General features: G+C 62.8%; 11 protein-coding genes and 2 rRNA genes. 3 read left to right on the forward strand and 10 right to left on the reverse strand.

Annotated features, from left to right (window positions below):
* Positions 1–244 precede the first annotated feature (244 nt).
* The 3 genes from NZU74_16455 to NZU74_16465 all read right to left on the reverse strand — a co-directional run bounded on the left by NZU74_16455 (position 245) and on the right by NZU74_16465 (position 5,021).
* Positions 245–1,873 carry a hypothetical protein gene (locus tag NZU74_16455; protein MCS6882927.1) on the reverse strand — a complete coding sequence of 543 codons (1,629 nt, stop codon included), beginning with the start codon at positions 1,871–1,873 and terminating at the stop codon, positions 245–247.
* Positions 1,874–2,160: 287 nt separating this feature from the next.
* Complete coding sequence (locus NZU74_16460; protein ID MCS6882928.1) at positions 2,161–3,375, reverse strand: hypothetical protein; 1,215 nt, start codon at positions 3,373–3,375, stop codon at positions 2,161–2,163.
* A 272-nt stretch (positions 3,376–3,647) separates the two neighbouring features.
* On the reverse strand, positions 3,648–5,021 hold the full coding sequence (locus NZU74_16465; protein ID MCS6882929.1) for a polysaccharide biosynthesis tyrosine autokinase: 1,374 nt from the start codon (positions 5,019–5,021) through the stop codon (positions 3,648–3,650).
* Positions 5,022–5,698: 677 nt separating this feature from the next.
* On the opposite strand from NZU74_16465, the gene glgA reads away from it, so the two are divergent.
* Entirely contained in the window at positions 5,699–6,925 is a 1,227-nt protein-coding gene (glgA, locus tag NZU74_16470; GenBank protein ID MCS6882930.1) for a glycogen synthase, read from the forward strand.
* A 32-nt stretch (positions 6,926–6,957) separates the two neighbouring features.
* Positions 6,958–7,380, forward strand: coding sequence for an OsmC family protein (locus NZU74_16475; protein MCS6882931.1), 423 nt, complete (start codon positions 6,958–6,960; stop codon positions 7,378–7,380).
* An 82-nt stretch (positions 7,381–7,462) separates the two neighbouring features.
* On the opposite strand, the gene NZU74_16480 is transcribed toward NZU74_16475, so the two are convergent.
* From NZU74_16480 to NZU74_16500, 5 genes are all read right to left on the reverse strand, one after another.
* Complete coding sequence (locus tag NZU74_16480) at positions 7,463–8,449, reverse strand: ABC transporter permease (protein ID MCS6882932.1); 987 nt, start codon at positions 8,447–8,449, stop codon at positions 7,463–7,465.
* Positions 8,450–8,623: 174 nt separating this feature from the next.
* Positions 8,624–9,691, reverse strand: coding sequence for an ABC transporter permease (locus NZU74_16485; protein MCS6882933.1), 1,068 nt, complete (start codon positions 9,689–9,691; stop codon positions 8,624–8,626).
* Complete coding sequence (locus NZU74_16490; protein MCS6882934.1) at positions 9,688–11,235, reverse strand: ATP-binding cassette domain-containing protein; 1,548 nt, start codon at positions 11,233–11,235, stop codon at positions 9,688–9,690. The genes NZU74_16485 and NZU74_16490 overlap by 4 nt, the downstream gene beginning before the upstream one ends.
* A gap of 92 nt (positions 11,236–11,327) precedes the next feature.
* Positions 11,328–12,584: a BMP family ABC transporter substrate-binding protein gene (locus NZU74_16495; protein MCS6882935.1), complete on the reverse strand. Its 1,257-nt coding sequence runs from the start codon at positions 12,582–12,584 to the stop codon at positions 11,328–11,330.
* Positions 12,585–12,906: 322 nt separating this feature from the next.
* Complete coding sequence (locus NZU74_16500) at positions 12,907–14,844, reverse strand: hypothetical protein (protein MCS6882936.1); 1,938 nt, start codon at positions 14,842–14,844, stop codon at positions 12,907–12,909.
* Between the two features lie 343 nt (positions 14,845–15,187).
* On the opposite strand from NZU74_16500, the gene pgsA reads away from it, so the two are divergent.
* Positions 15,188–15,811 carry a CDP-diacylglycerol--glycerol-3-phosphate 3-phosphatidyltransferase gene (pgsA, locus tag NZU74_16505; GenBank protein MCS6882937.1) on the forward strand — a complete coding sequence of 208 codons (624 nt, stop codon included), beginning with the start codon at positions 15,188–15,190 and terminating at the stop codon, positions 15,809–15,811.
* A gap of 121 nt (positions 15,812–15,932) precedes the next feature.
* Here pgsA and rrf read toward each other — a convergent pair.
* Positions 15,933–16,047, reverse strand: a 5S ribosomal RNA gene (gene rrf, locus NZU74_16510).
* Between the two features lie 88 nt (positions 16,048–16,135).
* Positions 16,136–16,440 (reverse strand): 23S ribosomal RNA (locus NZU74_16515); the annotation flags it as partial.

Below are 16,440 nucleotides of genomic sequence, written 5' to 3' on the forward strand. Positions count from 1 at the left end.
CTCTGCCACTGGTGCGGCGTGCGCCGCTGTCGTCGCCGTAGGCGGCGCCGATTCTGGGGTCGCTGTCGCCCCGATGTCTGAAGCCGCTGTTGCCGCCGGTGCTGGCGCCGCTGTGGGTTGAATATCCGAAGCCGATGGATTTGATAGCTGCGAACGGGTACTGCAGGAACTGATCAGGGTCAGCATGATTAGACTAAGCAGGATGATCGGCCACCAATGAGTGCGCATACAGGATCCTCGGACGCTACACTTCTGGCTCGACACCGTTACGCCGCTGCATTGTCATGTGCCACCGCCTGGTCAAACCGCCGATCGATTTGTTGAGGGCCAGTAGTTCCTCGACCCTCAACGCCAACATCATCCCGAGCAGACATACTCCACCCGCCACACCTGCCCCGGCGAGCGCCATAAGCTGCACCAGACCAGAGGTCACTCCCACGGAGGGCAACCAGCCCGCAATCAACCCGTAGCAGACGACCATCGTTCCTGCCATCATTCCCGAAGCCGCCAGCACTTTTCCCATCAGGATCGCTAACCCTGCAACCGGCTGTGGTCCAGCAATCCCCCCGAGAACCAGCGCTCCCACGCTACAGGCCAGGGCCTGCCCGATTGCATAGGCGACGGCCACGCCGGCAGCGCCGAATTGGTGCGCCAGGAGCGGCGCGGTGATCGCGACGCCAGCGAGTTGCGCGCCCGAGGCCAGCAGCACCAGTTGCGGGGCGCCAGAAGCAAACAGGTAACTCCGCGCCACCAGTAAATAGCCATACAGCGGTATCGTTGCCGCATAGATCCCCAGGACCAGGGCCGCCTCAACATTGATTGGGCCGCCTTCGCGCTCGAAGATGAACTGAATCAGAGGAAGCTTCAACGCCCAGACCGCCAGACCAACCGGCATTCCCAGCACAACCACGAGTCGCACTGCGGCCATCAGGGTCGCCTGCGCTTCACGCTGGCGCCCTGAGCTTCTTCCGGCCAGGCTGGTAGCCAGCGCTGAGAGTGACACCACCTCGACACCGGTAAAGAGCGTGTTCCCGATGACTGAGGCCAGACGATGGCCGTAGCTCAGCGCCGTGATACTCCCAGCAGGCAGGAATGAACCAACTATCCGCTCGACAATCAACACACTCTGGCTGACCAGGTTGTCAAGCAAGGGGACCGTCAGCATGCGTTCGACCCTGACGGAGCGCAACAGGTCAAGATCGATCATCATCCGGTAGTTCCCTCCCAGGCGCAGCCCGATGACCCCTCCAAGCACGCATGCCTGTACGAAAGCCGCCAGGGCAAAGCCCACGGCCACAACTTCGATCTGGTACGACCCTGTCGCGAAGAGGCTGATCACGACAACGCCAATCACAGTGCTCCCACGGATCAGTTCGATTGTCGCAGGCGCGGCAAACAGGTTATTCGCGTTAAGGAAGGCCCGCATCACACCTATCGGTACGACGAACACCAGCCCGGTGAGCATCACCGCCGCCATACGCGCGGCAAGGGCGCCATTGTCAGGGCCAAGCCCGGGCGCCAGCATCTTCGTCAATACGGGACTGCCCAGAACCATACCGGTTGCAAGGAGCAGCGCGCCTATGCTGCCCAGGGTAAGTACACTGTTGAAGACGGCCCACATCTGCGCCGGCCCGCCTCTGGTATGCACGCCAATGAAGATGGGTACAAGCCCTGACTGGCATGCCGGATAGATCAGCGACTCGGCGAGGATCAGCAGGGTATAGGCGACGAAGAAGGCGTCAGTCGCCCCCGTCAGCCCAAATCTGGCGATGATAACAATATCCACTACCAGCTTGACCAGCACGCCGAGTCCCATCAGCAACCCGGTGCGACTCGAGGCCAGGGCCAGTCCTGGTCCGCTTTGTTCCTTCACACCGAACTCCTCGCACCTCGCATTGGGGCGTCTCTGTGTTATACGTTTCCTCTCCCTAGCACCACAACGAGACTTCTTATCGTAGGGGAGGCTCGGAGGGGCTGCGCCCCTCCGAGAGCCCGTTCGGGTGCGGCGCGGCTTCGCCGCACCCGAACGGGGAGTCCTGCGGGAACCGAGGGCCCCCCTACCCCCGCCGAGACGAAGTCTCGTTGTCGTATCAGGGGCTTTCGGAGGGGCGAAGCCCCTCCGAAAGATAGAAAACGCTTTACTCGGGGGGCCTCGGACCCTCAAACCCCGTTGGCGGCGGCCCTGCCGCGAACCGACAAGGTAGAGGGGCACGTCATGATCCAGCCCAGGGCGAACATCACCCAGAAATATCGCCAGTGGATGGTGTCAATCACGACGCTGTTGAGCAACAACCCGATCCAGCAGGCTACCACCACTCGTGATGAGAGGCCATAAACCCGGTCATTACGGCCAAGCGCGCGCCACAAACTACCGCCAACCAGCGCCAGGATCAGCGCCAGCAGCGTAACCAGGCCGAAAATGCCATACTCGGCGAAGGTGCGGACATACAGGCTATGCGCATTGAACAGCATTCCAGGACCAATGCCGAACAGGTGACTTAATCCGGCTTCGATGCCTTCAGCCTGCGTGCTGAAGCGATCGACGTCGTATGACTGCATCAGCGTTGCCCGGCTGCGCAGGAAATCCAGCAGTTGCAGTTGCACAACCAGAACCACGAGCAATACAGCGCCGCTGATCCCTGGCAGGAATAACTGCAACCACTGCCGCACTGAGAGCGATGGCAACGTCAGCAGCATATAGATCATCACGGAGAGGATCAGATTGGCCCATGCCGCCCGCGAAAACGACAGAAACACGCCAGAACTCAGAGCGGCGATGGCGGCGATTTTTAGCCAGTAGCCTCTGCGGATCAGTTCCGGTCGGATCAATTCATCAATCAGAAAGACGATCGGCAAGACAAGAAATGGCGCGAAGACATTCGCATCCTTGAACAAAGCTCGCGCCCGATTCTCAAACACAAACAGTTCCCTGGTCGGGAGCACACCGCTCATCTGCAGACCAACCAGGAGCACCGACGCAACCGCTCCTCCTACGTACCCCAACATCAGCACACGCATGCGGTCGGATGACGTGACATACAGTTTCACGAAATAGCTGAGCGCGATCAGGTAAAACGTTATCGCCGTATAGCGCAGGCTGTAGCGCAGATCATCAGCTACAAGTAGCGCCACCAGATTCAGGGTTGCAAAGATCCAGCAACCCGCGTGGATCAGCAACGATCCCCGCAGGGAGTCCGGCGACAAACGACCGGCCAGGAAACCCAGGCCAAGCAGAAATGTGATTAACAGATCAACCGGAGCTGGCTCCCATTTCACGATCCCAAGCGTTGCAAAAGCAAGAAACGCAAACAGATCGAAATATGCCCATGCCAGGGCTGCCAGCGGCGCTATGCTCAGCAGGGCGATCAGCAGCACGGGGATGGGAATAGCATCAGGCGCGGCTCGCGCAACGACAACGGCGCCGACGCCAGCGATCCCGCTCAGCGCGAGGGTCATGAGATCGGAAGCGAGAGAGGATTGCCATCGTGCGCGCCGATACCCTTTAATCCACATACGCATCGTCACAACTCCCGGCAGTTGGCCCTCGCAGAGCCTGATCAGGTGCCTTATAGCAGGCTGCTCAACTCATAACTCCTGGATGAGTCGCAACGCCGCGTTCCGTTTATTGGCTGTGCAGACGCGCGTATTCAGTCACCGGCCGGTTGCTGGCCTGGATCACTGCTCCTCACCGCTATCGGTTGCCGTTGCTCGCCGATCGCGGTTGCGGGTCGCAAGAAAGGACGGGGCGGCGCATTGGTCAGGACAACCCCGAGCACCTGTGTTCCCGTGCGCTCGAGACTCTGGTAAACCTGTTCAAGATCGCTCTTGCGTGTTGCGCCTGCCCTGGCGGTCAGGAGCACGGCATCGCTCGCGCGGGCCGCATCGAGGCCGTCGGCGACCGCAAGAGCAGGGCCGCAGTCCAGAATGACAATGTCGCTCAGTTCTTTCAGCCGTGCAATGACGAGCGGTAGATCCCGTGAGGCCAGCAGATCTGCGGGCGCATTCGCTGGTGGGCCGGCTGCCAGGAGCCGGAGGTTGGGAACGTCAGTCGTCAGCAAATGCTCAACGATGTCCTCCCCCTTCTGCCGAAGCGCCGTGGTCAGCCCACGCGATCCCTGACGGTCAAACATAGTGTGAAGAGCCGGTCGGCGCAGATGAGCGTCAACTAAAATGACGCGACTCCCCGCCCGCGCCAGCGCAATGGCCAGATTGGCGGCTACGACGCTTTTGCCCTCGGCTGCAACCGCACTCGTAACGGCCAGCGCCCATGGGCCATCAGCAGGTAGCGCCGGTCGCAGACGGGCGCGCAACTGCCGGTATGCTTCGGCGGCCGGCGTCTCCGGGCGCTCCAATGTGACCAGTTGATGCTGGCGGTTGCGCGAACGAGGCACGCTCGCCAGGGTATCCAGCCCGACGTTTTCGGGCGTCTCAATGACCGTGCTCGTTACCTTACGCAGTATGATCAGCCCGGTCGCCGTCAGACCCCCGATAACGGCGGCCAGCGCGACATTAAGCGGTGTCCGAGGGAAGATCGGGCGAACTGGCGGAGTGGCTGGCGCTACGATCGTCACTGTGGTGCGCCGCCAGAGCGGTTCAAGCATTTGCGGACCTAGCGAACCGAGTTCCGCCGCAGCCGTATTGGCGAGAATCGCTGCCTGTTCGGCGCTGCCTGCCCGTGCGCTGATGGTGATCAACTGCGTGCCCGGCACCGGTTTAGCCTGAAGCTGGCGTGCCAGTCTTTCAGGGCGCGTGTTCAGCGTGAGGCGGGTTCTGATAGCATCGAGCAAGGGCTGGCGTTTTAGAAGCTGGATGTAACTTTCGACCAGCAAATCATTCCGTCCCGTGGGCGGAGCAATATCTGCGCCCTGGGGATGATTGCTGATGAGAACTGTGGTTGTGGCACTGTAGATCGCCGGGAGTTGATGGCTTGCCAGCAGCGCGGCCACACCCGCCATAACGGCTGACAGCACGATCAACCATTCTCGCTGTAGCAAATGCTGAAGGAGGGAGGCAAGCTTCATGACAGGCTCTCTCGTTTATATATTGCTGAACGCAATGATCCCTCGCCACCTCCTGTTTCAGGGTGAGAGTCTGGGTGGTCGATTATTTAGTGAACGATGACGAAATAATTGCAGAAACTGAAAAACTGCCAGTCGCAGCTAGTTTCTTCGCTCGATCACGAGACAAATGCCTGCTATACACCGTAAGCTAGAAAGCTACGTTGTTCGCAAGGGTTGCATAACGTGGAGATATGCTGATAGCGTCAAATAGCTAACGAGCAGGCGCTCCAGTTATGTCAGTGATATAGTGACCAGACCTGGAGGATGGAGGGAGGCCGGCGATAGTAAGGGGAGAAGATTGTCTGGTCAGGAAGATCCTGAATGGATTTTCACAGACGGTACTCTTTATAGCACACAGGTCGCCTTGTTGTCAATTATACAAGGATAAAGGAATGGTTGAAAGTGGATTAAAATTTTGTCATTTTGCCCTGCGATTAATTGATTGATCTGGCGACTCCTCAACGTGAACAGGGGCGCGTTTGCGAGCGCTGGTCCTCCATGAGGATACACGAGTTGGCAAGGGTTTGCCCTCTTGCCCTTTTGCCTCTCTGCGAGCAACGGCCCTGGAAAATGCTATACTACCTCCGTTCCGTCTCCTTGCCATACTCGACCACCGGCCACCAATCACAGGAAACCTTATGCCAGACCTGCGCAAAGTTGCCCTGTTCACCAACGAGTACCCGCCCAATGTCTACGGCGGCGCCGGCGTGCACGTGGAGTACCTCAGCCGCGCCTTGAGCAAGCTGGTGCCGGTGGAGGTGCGTTGCTTCGGCGACCAGCGCGTGGATGCGCCGAATCTCACCGTGCGCGGTTATCCGCGCTGGGAGGAGACCACGCGCAATACCGACCCGCGTTTCGTTGGCGCGGTTGATGCCTTCAACCGTTCCCTGCTCATGGCCAAAGACCACCTCGACGCCAGTGTGGTCCATTGCCATACCTGGTATACCGACATGGGCGGTCTCCTGGCCAGTAAACTCTGGGGCGTGCCCTACGTTCTCACCATCCACTCGCTGGAACCCCTGCGCCCCTGGAAGGTCGAGCAGCTCGGCAATGCCTATCACCTCAGTTCGTGGATGGAGCGCACCGCCATCGAACAGGCCGATGCGGTGATTGCCGTGTCCCGTGAGACGCGCGACGATGTGCTGCGTCTCTTCTCCATCGCTCCCGAAAAGGTCCACGTCATCTATAACGGCATTGATCTGGCCGAGTATCGCCCTGTCGCCGCCACCGATGCGCTTACCCGTTACGGCGTCGATCCGTCACGCCCCTATGTCCTGTTCGTCGGGCGGATTACCCGCCAGAAGGGCATTATTCACCTGGTCAACGCCATCCCCCAGATTGACCCGCGTCTCCAGATCGTGCTTTGCGCTGGCGCGCCCGACACCCCTGAAATCGGCCGCGAGATGGAAGAGCGCGTCGCCGCCGTCAGCGCCGGACGCCCTGGCGTCATCTGGATCCGTGAGATGCTGGCTCGCCCCGACGTGATCCAGATGTACTCCCACGCGACGGTCTTCTGTTGTCCCTCGGTCTATGAACCTTTTGGCATTATCAACCTCGAGGCTATGGCCTGCGAAACCGCTGTCGTCGCCTCGGCGGTCGGGGGCATCAAAGAGGTCGTCGTTCCCGAGGAAACCGGTCTCCTGGTGCCCCTCACCCTGAAACCCGGAACCTTCGACCCGCTTGACCCCGCCCGTTTCTCCGCCGATCTCGCCGCGGCCATCAACCGGGTGGCCGGCGATCCCGCCCTGCAGAAACGCTTCGGCCAGGCCGGACGCCGCCGGGTCGAGGAGCATTTCAGTTGGGACGCCATCGCCCACCACACCCTGGAGTTGTATCGTTCGCTGGTCGAACGGCATCAAATGTAGAAATGGCGCGTAAGGTGGAAAGGAGCCTCCGCATGTCCGAAGAAGTCACGGTCAATGTGCGTCTCGCCGAGGGGATGCATTTTGTCGGCGAAGATCGCGTCGGCCGAACGATTGACCTGGATAGCCCCGTCGAAGGCGATGGCGTTGCTCCTTCGCCCATGGCTGCGGTGCTGATGACCCTGGCCGGCTGCTCGGGAATGGACGTTGTCTCGATCATGCGTAAGAAACGCCAGGATCTGCGCGGTCTTCGGATCATCGCTACAGGGACGCGCCGTGACGAGTACCCCCGCGTCTACACCGCCATTCGCCTCGATTATCGCTTCACCGGCAGCGGTCTCGACCCGGCTGCCTGCCAGCGGGCCATTGAACTCTCGCGCGATCGCTACTGCCCCGTCTGGGCCATGCTGCGCCCGACAGTAGACATAAGCTACACCTTCAGCATCAACGAGGGGTGATCACCACTGTAACGCAACCCTTCGGGTTGCACCCAAAATCCAAAATCTAAAATCCAAAGTTTACAATGGTGCCACGCGCCCGTCACGGGCGCTCAAATGGCTGTCCCAGGGCGGCGGGGGCCGGTGCAACCAGCCGATCTACCAGCGCCTGCACAGGCCCGCGCAGGCCCGGCGGCAGCCCGCCGATGCGCCGGCTGACCCGCCGGCGCCCGGCCAGGTTGACCAGCACCAGCACCGCGATCATCAACGCGAAGGGCGCCACCTGAAACACCTGCGTCGGCAGCCCGGTCAGCACGCTCTGCATACGCAGGGCCAGGATCTCCAGTGCGGCGAAGAGGTAACAACCCAGCGCCACGCGCCACGGTCGCCAGCCGCCGAAGATGACGATGGCCAGTGCGATCCAGCCCGCGCCAAAGGTGTGGCGGTAGCTCCATCCCTGCTTCAGGTCGAGCGAGTAAACCGCGCCTGCGATGCCCACCAGCGCGCCTCCCGCCACAGTCACGAGGTAGCGCACCAATGTTACCGGCACGCCACGAGCATAGGCAGCCTCAGGCCGCTCACCCAGGGCGCGCAGGGTCAGCCCTATCCGCGTCTGGAAGAGCAACCATCCTGCCAGGGGCGCGAGCAGAAAACTCGTGTAGATCGCCAGATCGTGCTGGAACAGGAGCGGCCCGATCAACGGTAAGTCGGCCAGGCCGGGAATAGGCAGAAACGGCACCGCTGGCCCCGGTAGCCTGACGAACGGCGCCCCCAGGAACGACGAGAGTTCCGTGCACAGCAGCGCCAGCACGAAGCCTACTGCCGTCTGCGATTGCCGCAGGCTCAGGCTCAGGAAACACAATACCAGGGCGATCAGCGCGCCGGTCAGGGCAGCCGCTCCGAAACCCAGCAGCACGCTCTGCGTCTTCAGCGCCACGGCGAAGGCGATCATCGCCCCCATCAGGATGGTCCCGTCCAACGACAGGTTGACCACGCCCGCCCGCTCGGTAAGCGTCTCGCCCATCGTGGCGAAGATCAGCGGCGCTGCCGCCGCCAGTACCGCCGCCGCGAAGATGGTTGCCTGGTCCATAGCACTCGTTTCACCTAAATACACTTGCGCTGCGTGGCTCGTTGCGTTGCTTTGGAGAGAGGCGCGGAGGACGGAGCTTGCCGGGCTGCGCTGGTTTCGCCCGCGGTGAGGGCGCGCCTGCTCGAAACCATAGTGTGTCTGCCACTGCCTGCAACCCGCTGGCGCACCAGGCCATCAACCAGGTTTCGACATTACCCCTCGCGCCAGCAGCGCGAAGAGCACCAGCGCCCCCTGTAGCACCCCGGCGATGCTGCTGTCCACGCCCAGTGCCAGGGGCAGTTGCACGCTTCCCACGGTAAAACTGGCGAACACAATGCTTACCGGCAATACCCAGCGCGGATCGGCCCGCACCAGCAGCGCCGCCAGCAGGCCCAGCAACCCTATCCCGCTGGAAATGTTTGGGATGAGCTGGTGAAACACGCCGAGGATCTGGATGGCCCCTGCCATCCCCGCCAGGAGGCCGCACGCGGCCATGGCCTGCCCGATGCGCCGTTGGGCCGGGACCCCCAGGCGGTCGGCGGCCTCCGCGTTCAACCCCACCGCGCGCAACTCCAGGCCCCAGCGCGTCTGGCGCAGAATCCACCAGACCACCGCCAGCGCCGCCAGGGCCAAAATTGGCGCCAGCGGCGCCAGTCGCAACGTGCCGATGGTCGGCAGCCAGAGGTCGCGGGGCAGCAACTCCGTGCCCGACATCGAGGCGCTGCCGCTGCGTCGCCACGGCCCCAGCACCAGGTAGAGCGCCAGTCCACTGGCAACAAAGTTCAGCCCCAACCCGGCGAAAATCTCGCTCACACCGGCGAACAGCCGCAGCCCCGCTGCCAGCAAGGCCCAGCACGCTCCTCCCGCTGCCGCGCAGGCAAAGCACAGCATCCACAGCAGCGGCGCCGGCAGATCCGGCAGCAGCCGTAGCGGCAGCATGGCCGCCACCGCTCCCAGCGCCAGTTGTCCTTCGACCCCCAGGTTGTACAGCCCGCTCCTGAACGTCAGCGTCAGGCCCGTCGCGCACAGTAGCAGCGGCGCCGCCAGCATGATCATATCGCTAAAGCGGCTCGGGCTGCTGAAGGCGCCGAAAATCAGAATCCGGTACGCCTGGAGTGGTGATACTCCGGTGCTGAGCAGCGCGAGGGTGGTGAGCGCCAGCGCCCCCGCCAGGGTCAGCAGCGGCAGGCGCAGGGCGCCTAACCACGGGGCCAGAGCCGGCCGCGGCTGCGGCTCGCGCGGACGATTGATCTCGATGTTCACCTCAGATCGTCGCCTTGTTCAGGAACTGGAAAGCCCACTCCGCCGATCAACTCGCCAAGACGGCTTATGCTGAGTTCCGCCCGTGGCAGCGGCGCCGAGACGCGTCCGGCGAAGAACACCAGCACCTCGTCGCTGTATTCGATCAGTTCATCCAGGTCCGCTGAGGCGAATACGATCGCGCAGCCGTCGGCGCGACGCGCGAGCAGGCTGTTCCAGATCGTTCGGGCCGAGGCCACGTCCAGACCACGGGTTGGCTGCTCGCATGCCAGCCCCCGGCAGCGTGGCGGCAGCAGAGCCAGCAAGGCCCGCTGCTGGTTGCCTCCCGACAGCGCGCTGATCGGGGTTTCCGGCGTCGCCTTGATCCCGTAGGCCGCAATCGCCTCCCGCGCCTGCCGCTCCGCCCGCTGGCGGTCCACCAGTCTGCCGGTCTGCTGCAGGGCGAAGTGCTCGCTCAACGAGAGCGGGCCGATCATCCCCTCGGCCAGCCGATCCGCCGGAAGGTACTCGATCCCCGCCGCGCGGTAGGCCCGGCTACTCGCGCCGGTCAGGTCGGTTCCACCGACCAGCACCCGCCCCGCATCAGGACGCAGACGCCCGGTGAGGAGCCGCAGGAGGATCTGCTGGCCGCTGCCGTCGAGTCCCGCCAGGCCCACCACGCGCCCCGCCGGCACCTCGAGACTCAGGTTGCGGAGCACTACTGCGCCTTCCCCTGCCGTCACGCCTTCCAGGCGCCACACCACTGCCGCCGATCCGGCGACGAGGCGCTCGGAGATGTCACGAGTCGGGGCGAGGGTCTCGCTCCTTGACCCCGCCACCGCGGTATCAAACATCAACCCCAGCAACACCGCCTGGGGCACGGGCATGGCCATCTGCTCCCCCACCAGCCGGCCCGCCCGCAGCACGCACACCGTGTCGCACAGCGCGGCCACTTCATCCAGTTTGTGCGACACGAACAGCACGGTATTGCCCGCGGCGGCCAGTCGCCGCAGCGCGGCAAAGAGCGCCCGAGTCTGCTCGGCGGTGATCCCGGTGGTCGGTTCGTCGAGGATCAACACCCGGGCGCCGCATGCCAGCAGGCGGATAATCTCCAGTTGCTGGCGCTGGCCGATGCTCATGCGCGCCACTGGCGCATCAGGCTCCACGGTGAACCCCAGCCGCCCGGCCATCTCAATCAGCAGACGCCGGCCCTCGGCCCGCGAGCCGATCGCCGAGCGCGGCGTGGCGCACAGCAGGTTCTCCAGCGCGGTGAATGCCGGCACATCCAGGGGGTCCTGGTGGATCATCCCCACCCCGGCTCGCAGGGCGTCGCCGGGGCTGCGCAGCTTCGCCTCGCGCCCATCGAAGCGAATGCTTCCCTCGTCGGGTCGCAAGAACCCGGCGATCAGCTTCATCAGCGTGCTCTTCCCCGCCCCGTTCTCGCCCAGCACGCCGTGGATCTTCCCCGCCTCGAAGCGCAGCGTCAGGCGGTCATTCGCCCGCAGCGATCCAAACGACTTGCTCAGATTGTGGACCGCAACCTCCACCGCGCCTCCAAGGCTCCACACCTCCGCACCTCCACAACTCCACACAACTGGTATGTGGAGGTATGGAGGTGCGGAGATGGCGCCCACATCATAGCAGGTTTGATCTTCGCTCCCTACGGCGCGCTCTGCCCCTCGATGCCTTCAAGCAACTGCTCGGTATACCAGATAGTCTTATCATCGGCCACCTGCCCCGCGGGCACGAACACCGTCCCATCCTGATAGTTGAGCGGACCGGTAAAGAGGTTCAGACTGCCGTCGGCCAGTTTTCCGATAAACTCGTCCAGGATCCCCGCGTTCTCCGCTGTGAGCGCCGGCCCTTTCACAAAGCCGACCATGCTCGTCTCGGGATTATTGATGTCGCTCCAGTCGGGGCCGATCCACTCCCACTGCGGCGTAAACTTGCCCGCCCGCGCGTCGGCGATAATCTCGGCGTAGCGCGGCCCCCAGTTAAAGAAAGGCACCCCCAGACAGACCGCCTCGCCCTGGGCGCAGGCCTCGCGATAGTCATAGGGCACCGCCCAGACCTTCTTGCCCGCCTGCGACGCCTTGTTGGCCTCGACGATCCCTTCGGTGGTGTCAATGCCCGAAATAATCACATCGTAGCCCTCATTAATGAAATCGGTGGCGACCTTGGTGGGGTCGAGCGTCACACCGGGAATGTTGAACCAGAAGCCGATCCACGTCACCTTGAAGGCCAGGCTATCTGCAGGCTTGCCGCGGTAGGTTTCCCAGCAATATTTTGCTCCCAAATAGGCCGAATTGACCAGCCGGCGCGTCTCCGGGTCGATCAGGGGGCCGAGGTAGGCGATTTTGCCCGCCTCACTCTGCAGTGCGGCGGCGCAGCCGGCGATCATCTTGCCGTATTCCATCCGGCCCATCAGGTTTGTCACATTGGGCGGGGCGACGCCGCGCAGCACCGCATCGCCTGAAGCATGCAGAAAATAAACGTCCGGATGCGCTGCGGCGGCTGTGTTCGTTCCATCGGCGAATTCAGCCGAGTTGGTAATGATGAACTTTGCTCCCTGGCTGATCAGCTCTTCGATCGCCTGTTCCACTTTAACATTCGGGCGGTCGGCCGGGTTCACCTTGTCAATGTAGACCAGGCGCGTGCCCGGAACCTTCGTCTCAACGTATCTGGCGCCCTCAAAGTGGGCCTGGTTCCAGCCGCCGTCGTTAATCGGGCCAACCAGCACCATCCCGAAGACATATTCCTCGGCGGCGGGGGCCGCGGTGGGCTGTGGAGCGGCGGGCGCCGTGGCGGGTTCGGCGGCGGGGGCCGTAGTGGGCTGAGCGGCGGGCGCCTGGCCGCACGCCGCCAGGAGAGCAACGGCAAACAGCAGCGCAAGCCGACGGTGGAGAGACAGTCGCATAGCATTCCTCCTCAAGGTATCTGCAGCCAGAGCAGCACAAAGCGCGAACAACGGCTTCCGTTGCCGCTATTCGCGCCGAAACAACCCTCGACGCGCGGCGCTACGGAGGGGGCCTCGTGCCCCGCGGTAGCGACGCCGCTGCGTTTCTTAATTTCAGGTTAACCTGGCGACGCGGAGTATACTCGATTGCCTGAAGGGTGTCAAACGTGCGGCCAGCGTTCCTGTTCAGGCCCACCGCAGGGGATGCAGAGGATGGGGATGGAGAGAAGCGCTGCGCCCCTCCGCACCCTCTGCGGTGAGGACGGGTGTCGCTATGACCCGATCATCTCTTTTCGGCCGTGCCGCGCTCGCTATTCTCCATCAAGGCCAGTTGGCGCGCGACCTCCTCGATCGCCACGCGCTGTTTGCGATAGAAATCCGACTCGCTCATCGCCAGGCGATTGGCTACATCGCGCACCGTCTTCCGTTGGAGGAAACGTCCTTCAAGCAGGTTATAGAGCAGCCACTCCTGAGCGGAAGGATCGAGTTGATCGTCAGGGCGCAGATTATTAATTGCCTGGCGCAGCACCATCTGTAACGCGCGGGTCGGGCTGCCGCCCTGGCTCTGCAGCAACCGGCGCACCGAGCGCATTTCCAGGAGCGGGCTTTCGGCCAGTTTCGGCCCGCCCCAGAACTGGGTGAGCGCTTCCTTCACCAGTTGCGGGAACTCCGGTTGCATGACGATGTCACCATCAATCTCGGCGAGCGTCTCCGGCGTAGCCTGTTCCAGCCGGCTTGCCAGTTGCTGCAGCGACTGCATCTCCGGGCCGAGTCCTCGCAGTGTATCGAAGATCCGCTGTTGCATCTGCACCGTTGAGAGGGCCAGTTCCATCTGGTGCGCCAGCACGCTGATCAACTGGCGCGTCTCGGCGGGCAGGGCGCTGTCGCGCCGGAGCAGTTCGGGCGGCGCGGCCACCCCCAGCGCCCCGAGGAATTGCCCGTCGGGGCTGTGCAGGGGCAGCAGGCAGAAGCCGCCGCATGCCAGGAACGCATCGGTATTAAACAGCCCATTGCGCGATTGGGCCGGCAACTGCTCCAGTTGCGGCACCAGTTCGCTCAACGGATACTCGGCCACGAAGCGCTTCACCTGGTTCCGCGGCCCGCACACCGCGCGGACGGTATAGCCGCCGTCCCCCGGCGCAATGACAAAGCCCGTCTCCACCTTCAACGCCCCACAGACGGCCACGAGAGCGTTTTCGAGCAGGGTGCGCAGATCGGCGCGGGTGAACGTGCTGCGTGGCAGGTTCCGCAGGTAGTTGATCTCTTCGTGATCCTGCATGTACACCAGCGCGTCCAGGTACGGTTTGACCCGGTTGACGAACAGCGGCATCAGCACCGTCATCAGCATCACCCCGAAGGTGAGCAGCGTATCCTTGGGCAGCCCGAGCAGCCGCTCGAGGAACGGCACTGCCTGCATAAAGAGGATAATGGTCACGCCAATGAACGGGCCGTAGAGCCACCAGCGCAGAAAATCCTGCTTGATCAGCCGATCGGGAAGCAGCACCCCCTGGAAGGCCACGCTGTAGGTCATCACCGTAAGCATCACGATCACGACGAGACTGGCCAGCGCCTGCAGCACCAGAATGGCGCTTACCGGCGCGACGTTCGGCGCGGCGATGACCAGAAAGGGAAACACGCCGATCCCCGGCGCCGCGAAGGTGGCCCCCAGGTACGTCAGACGGCGGCGCTGCGTGAAGGTCAGCGCCTGCTGCTGCGACTGGATGATCGCTCCCAGAGCTGTTGCCGCTCCGGTAAGGAAAAACAGACTGTACACCCAGAACAGAGGGCCAGGCTGGAACTGGGCAATCGGTCCGCTTGGCAGCCCGCCGCGCACCACCAGGTCGGTGCCGAGGGCCACCAGCGCGAAGAAACCGGCGCTGCCTACATAGGCCGCATAGACCAGCCAGCGGTAGCGTTGCGCCAGACTGCGCTGGTTGCCAAGCGCGAGCAACCCGTTGGCGAGATGAATATAACCGGCCGGCACCACTGCAATTCCCAGCCACTGCACCCGACCCAGGACATCCATCGTGCTCGGGCGATCAGTGCGTGCCAGGAGCAGGTCGCCCCCGTACACGATAACTACTCCGGCCAGCAGGACCACCAGGGCGCGGGCGATATCGTTGCGCCGGTTCTGCATCACGATGTACGCCAGCAGCGAGAAGGTCACAATCAGCACGGCTGCCGAAAGCAGTTGGTTGAGTTGCTCTAAAATCGCTACCATAGCTACCGCGTGATCCGCCACCTAATTCAGCGATGGATACTAGAAAGAAACCCTGTTGATACGGCCACACAATGGTAACCGCTCGCAGGGTTGCAGCGAAAGCGCTTGCGTTAGACAGGTGTCAGGAGCTCCTGGCCGGCGGGCGCCAGAAAGTTTTCGTGCGCCTGCCAGAGCCTTATTGCAGGGCAAGGCAACGTCTTACCGATTATACCACACGCCAGTTTCAGGCTTAAGAGCGCCCTGGAACTCTGTGTTATAATCCCCGCGAGGCGTGGTTCAGACGTGAACGAGAGAGGTTGGGAGGGCCAGGTCCCGCAGAAACCCTTCTCTCAAATTGTCCATTATGAGCGCCCGCAGTGTTCCCAATCTCCTTGGCCTGTTCCGCATCATCACCACTCCTCTCCTGGTGTGGTTGATCCTGCTGGAGCAGCCGGGGGGGTATCTGTGGGCCGTACTCCTGTTGATCGTCATGGCGCTGAGCGACATGGCCGACGGCAGGATCGCGCGTCGCCTGAAAGTCGTGTCGCCGCTGGGCATCTTTCTTGATACTATCAGCGACAAAATTTTCATCAGCGGCGCCCTGCTTCCCATGGTAGAGATTGGCCTGATTTCAAGCTGGGTCGCCTTTGTGATCATCGTGCGCGAATTCATCGTCTCGGGGTTACGCTCATTTGCGGCTGCCGAGGGCCGGGTGATATCTGCGGGGCAGTTGGGCAAGCAGAAGCTGGTCATCCAGGTTGTTGCCGTGGTCTGGTGCCTGCTGGCAGCGAACGCGGCCCGGGGCGGGCTGATGGGCGCGCTCGGCGGAGGGGCGCTGCTGGGGCTGCTCCAACTCTGGTGGCTCGCGATGGCGCTGGCGGTCCTCTGGACCCTCGGATCGGGCATCGAGTATCTGTGGAAAGCCTGGCCCCTGCTGCGCGAGAGCTGGGCGCCACGTCCTCTGACCGACTTCCCGCCATCGGAGTGATACTCGAAGGGGCTTCGGACGCCTTTCGGGAACCTCTGGGCGGGCCGGGTCTCCCAGACATTAGCCAGACGAAGAACGCCGCGCACTCTTCAGGGTGCGCGGCGTGTCAATTACTTATAGAAGGGTGCATGGACCTACGTTCCCAGGGTTTAAACCCCAGTATCATCGGCGCTGCGGCGTTTCACGACCCGGTTCGGGATGGGACGGGGTGGGTCCACCGCGCTCAACACACACCCGTGGCATAGAGCAGTTGCCCTGCCCTACCAACTGACGCGCATAGTTGACGTAATAAGAACCTCGCGGTGACCCGCCACTCGAGGCAGGGGAGGGAAGCCCTCGACTATGCGCACGCCTGACCTGCACGTGTCGCCACGCGTCCAGTGGGCGCCGCTTAACCCAGTCATCTCCTGGGAGTCTTACCTGGCTAGACCAGCGAGAGCACTCATCTTGAGGCGCAGTTCCCACTTAGATGCTTTCAGCGGTTCTTGCTTCCGGACATAGCTACGGAGCCTGCGGGCCGCCCCACAACTCCTCCACCAGCGGTCCGTCCAGCCCGGTCCTCTCGTACTAGGGCCAGCCCCTCGCAATGCTCTAGGCGCTCAGAGCGGATAGAGACCGAACTGTCTCAC

It is taken from the genome of Chloroflexaceae bacterium (genome assembly GCA_025057155.1).
Lineage (GTDB): Bacteria > Chloroflexota > Chloroflexia > Chloroflexales > Chloroflexaceae > JACAEO01.

Bases quoted from the DNA above. Each gene is read 5' to 3' on its own strand.
- glgA (MCS6882930.1), top strand. From the start codon at position 5,699: ATGCCAGACCTGCGCAAAGTTGCCCTGTTCACCAACGAGTACCCGCCC.
- NZU74_16475 (MCS6882931.1), top strand. From the start codon at position 6,958: ATGTCCGAAGAAGTCACGGTCAATGTGCGTCTCGCCGAGGGGATGCAT.
- NZU74_16480 (MCS6882932.1), bottom strand. From the start codon at position 8,449: ATGGACCAGGCAACCATCTTCGCGGCGGCGGTACTGGCGGCGGCAGCG.
- NZU74_16495 (MCS6882935.1), bottom strand. From the start codon at position 12,584: ATGCGACTGTCTCTCCACCGTCGGCTTGCGCTGCTGTTTGCCGTTGCT.
- NZU74_16465 (MCS6882929.1), bottom strand. From the start codon at position 5,021: ATGAAGCTTGCCTCCCTCCTTCAGCATTTGCTACAGCGAGAATGGTTG.
- NZU74_16500 (MCS6882936.1), bottom strand. From the start codon at position 14,844: ATGGTAGCGATTTTAGAGCAACTCAACCAACTGCTTTCGGCAGCCGTG.
- pgsA (MCS6882937.1), top strand. From the start codon at position 15,188: ATGAGCGCCCGCAGTGTTCCCAATCTCCTTGGCCTGTTCCGCATCATC.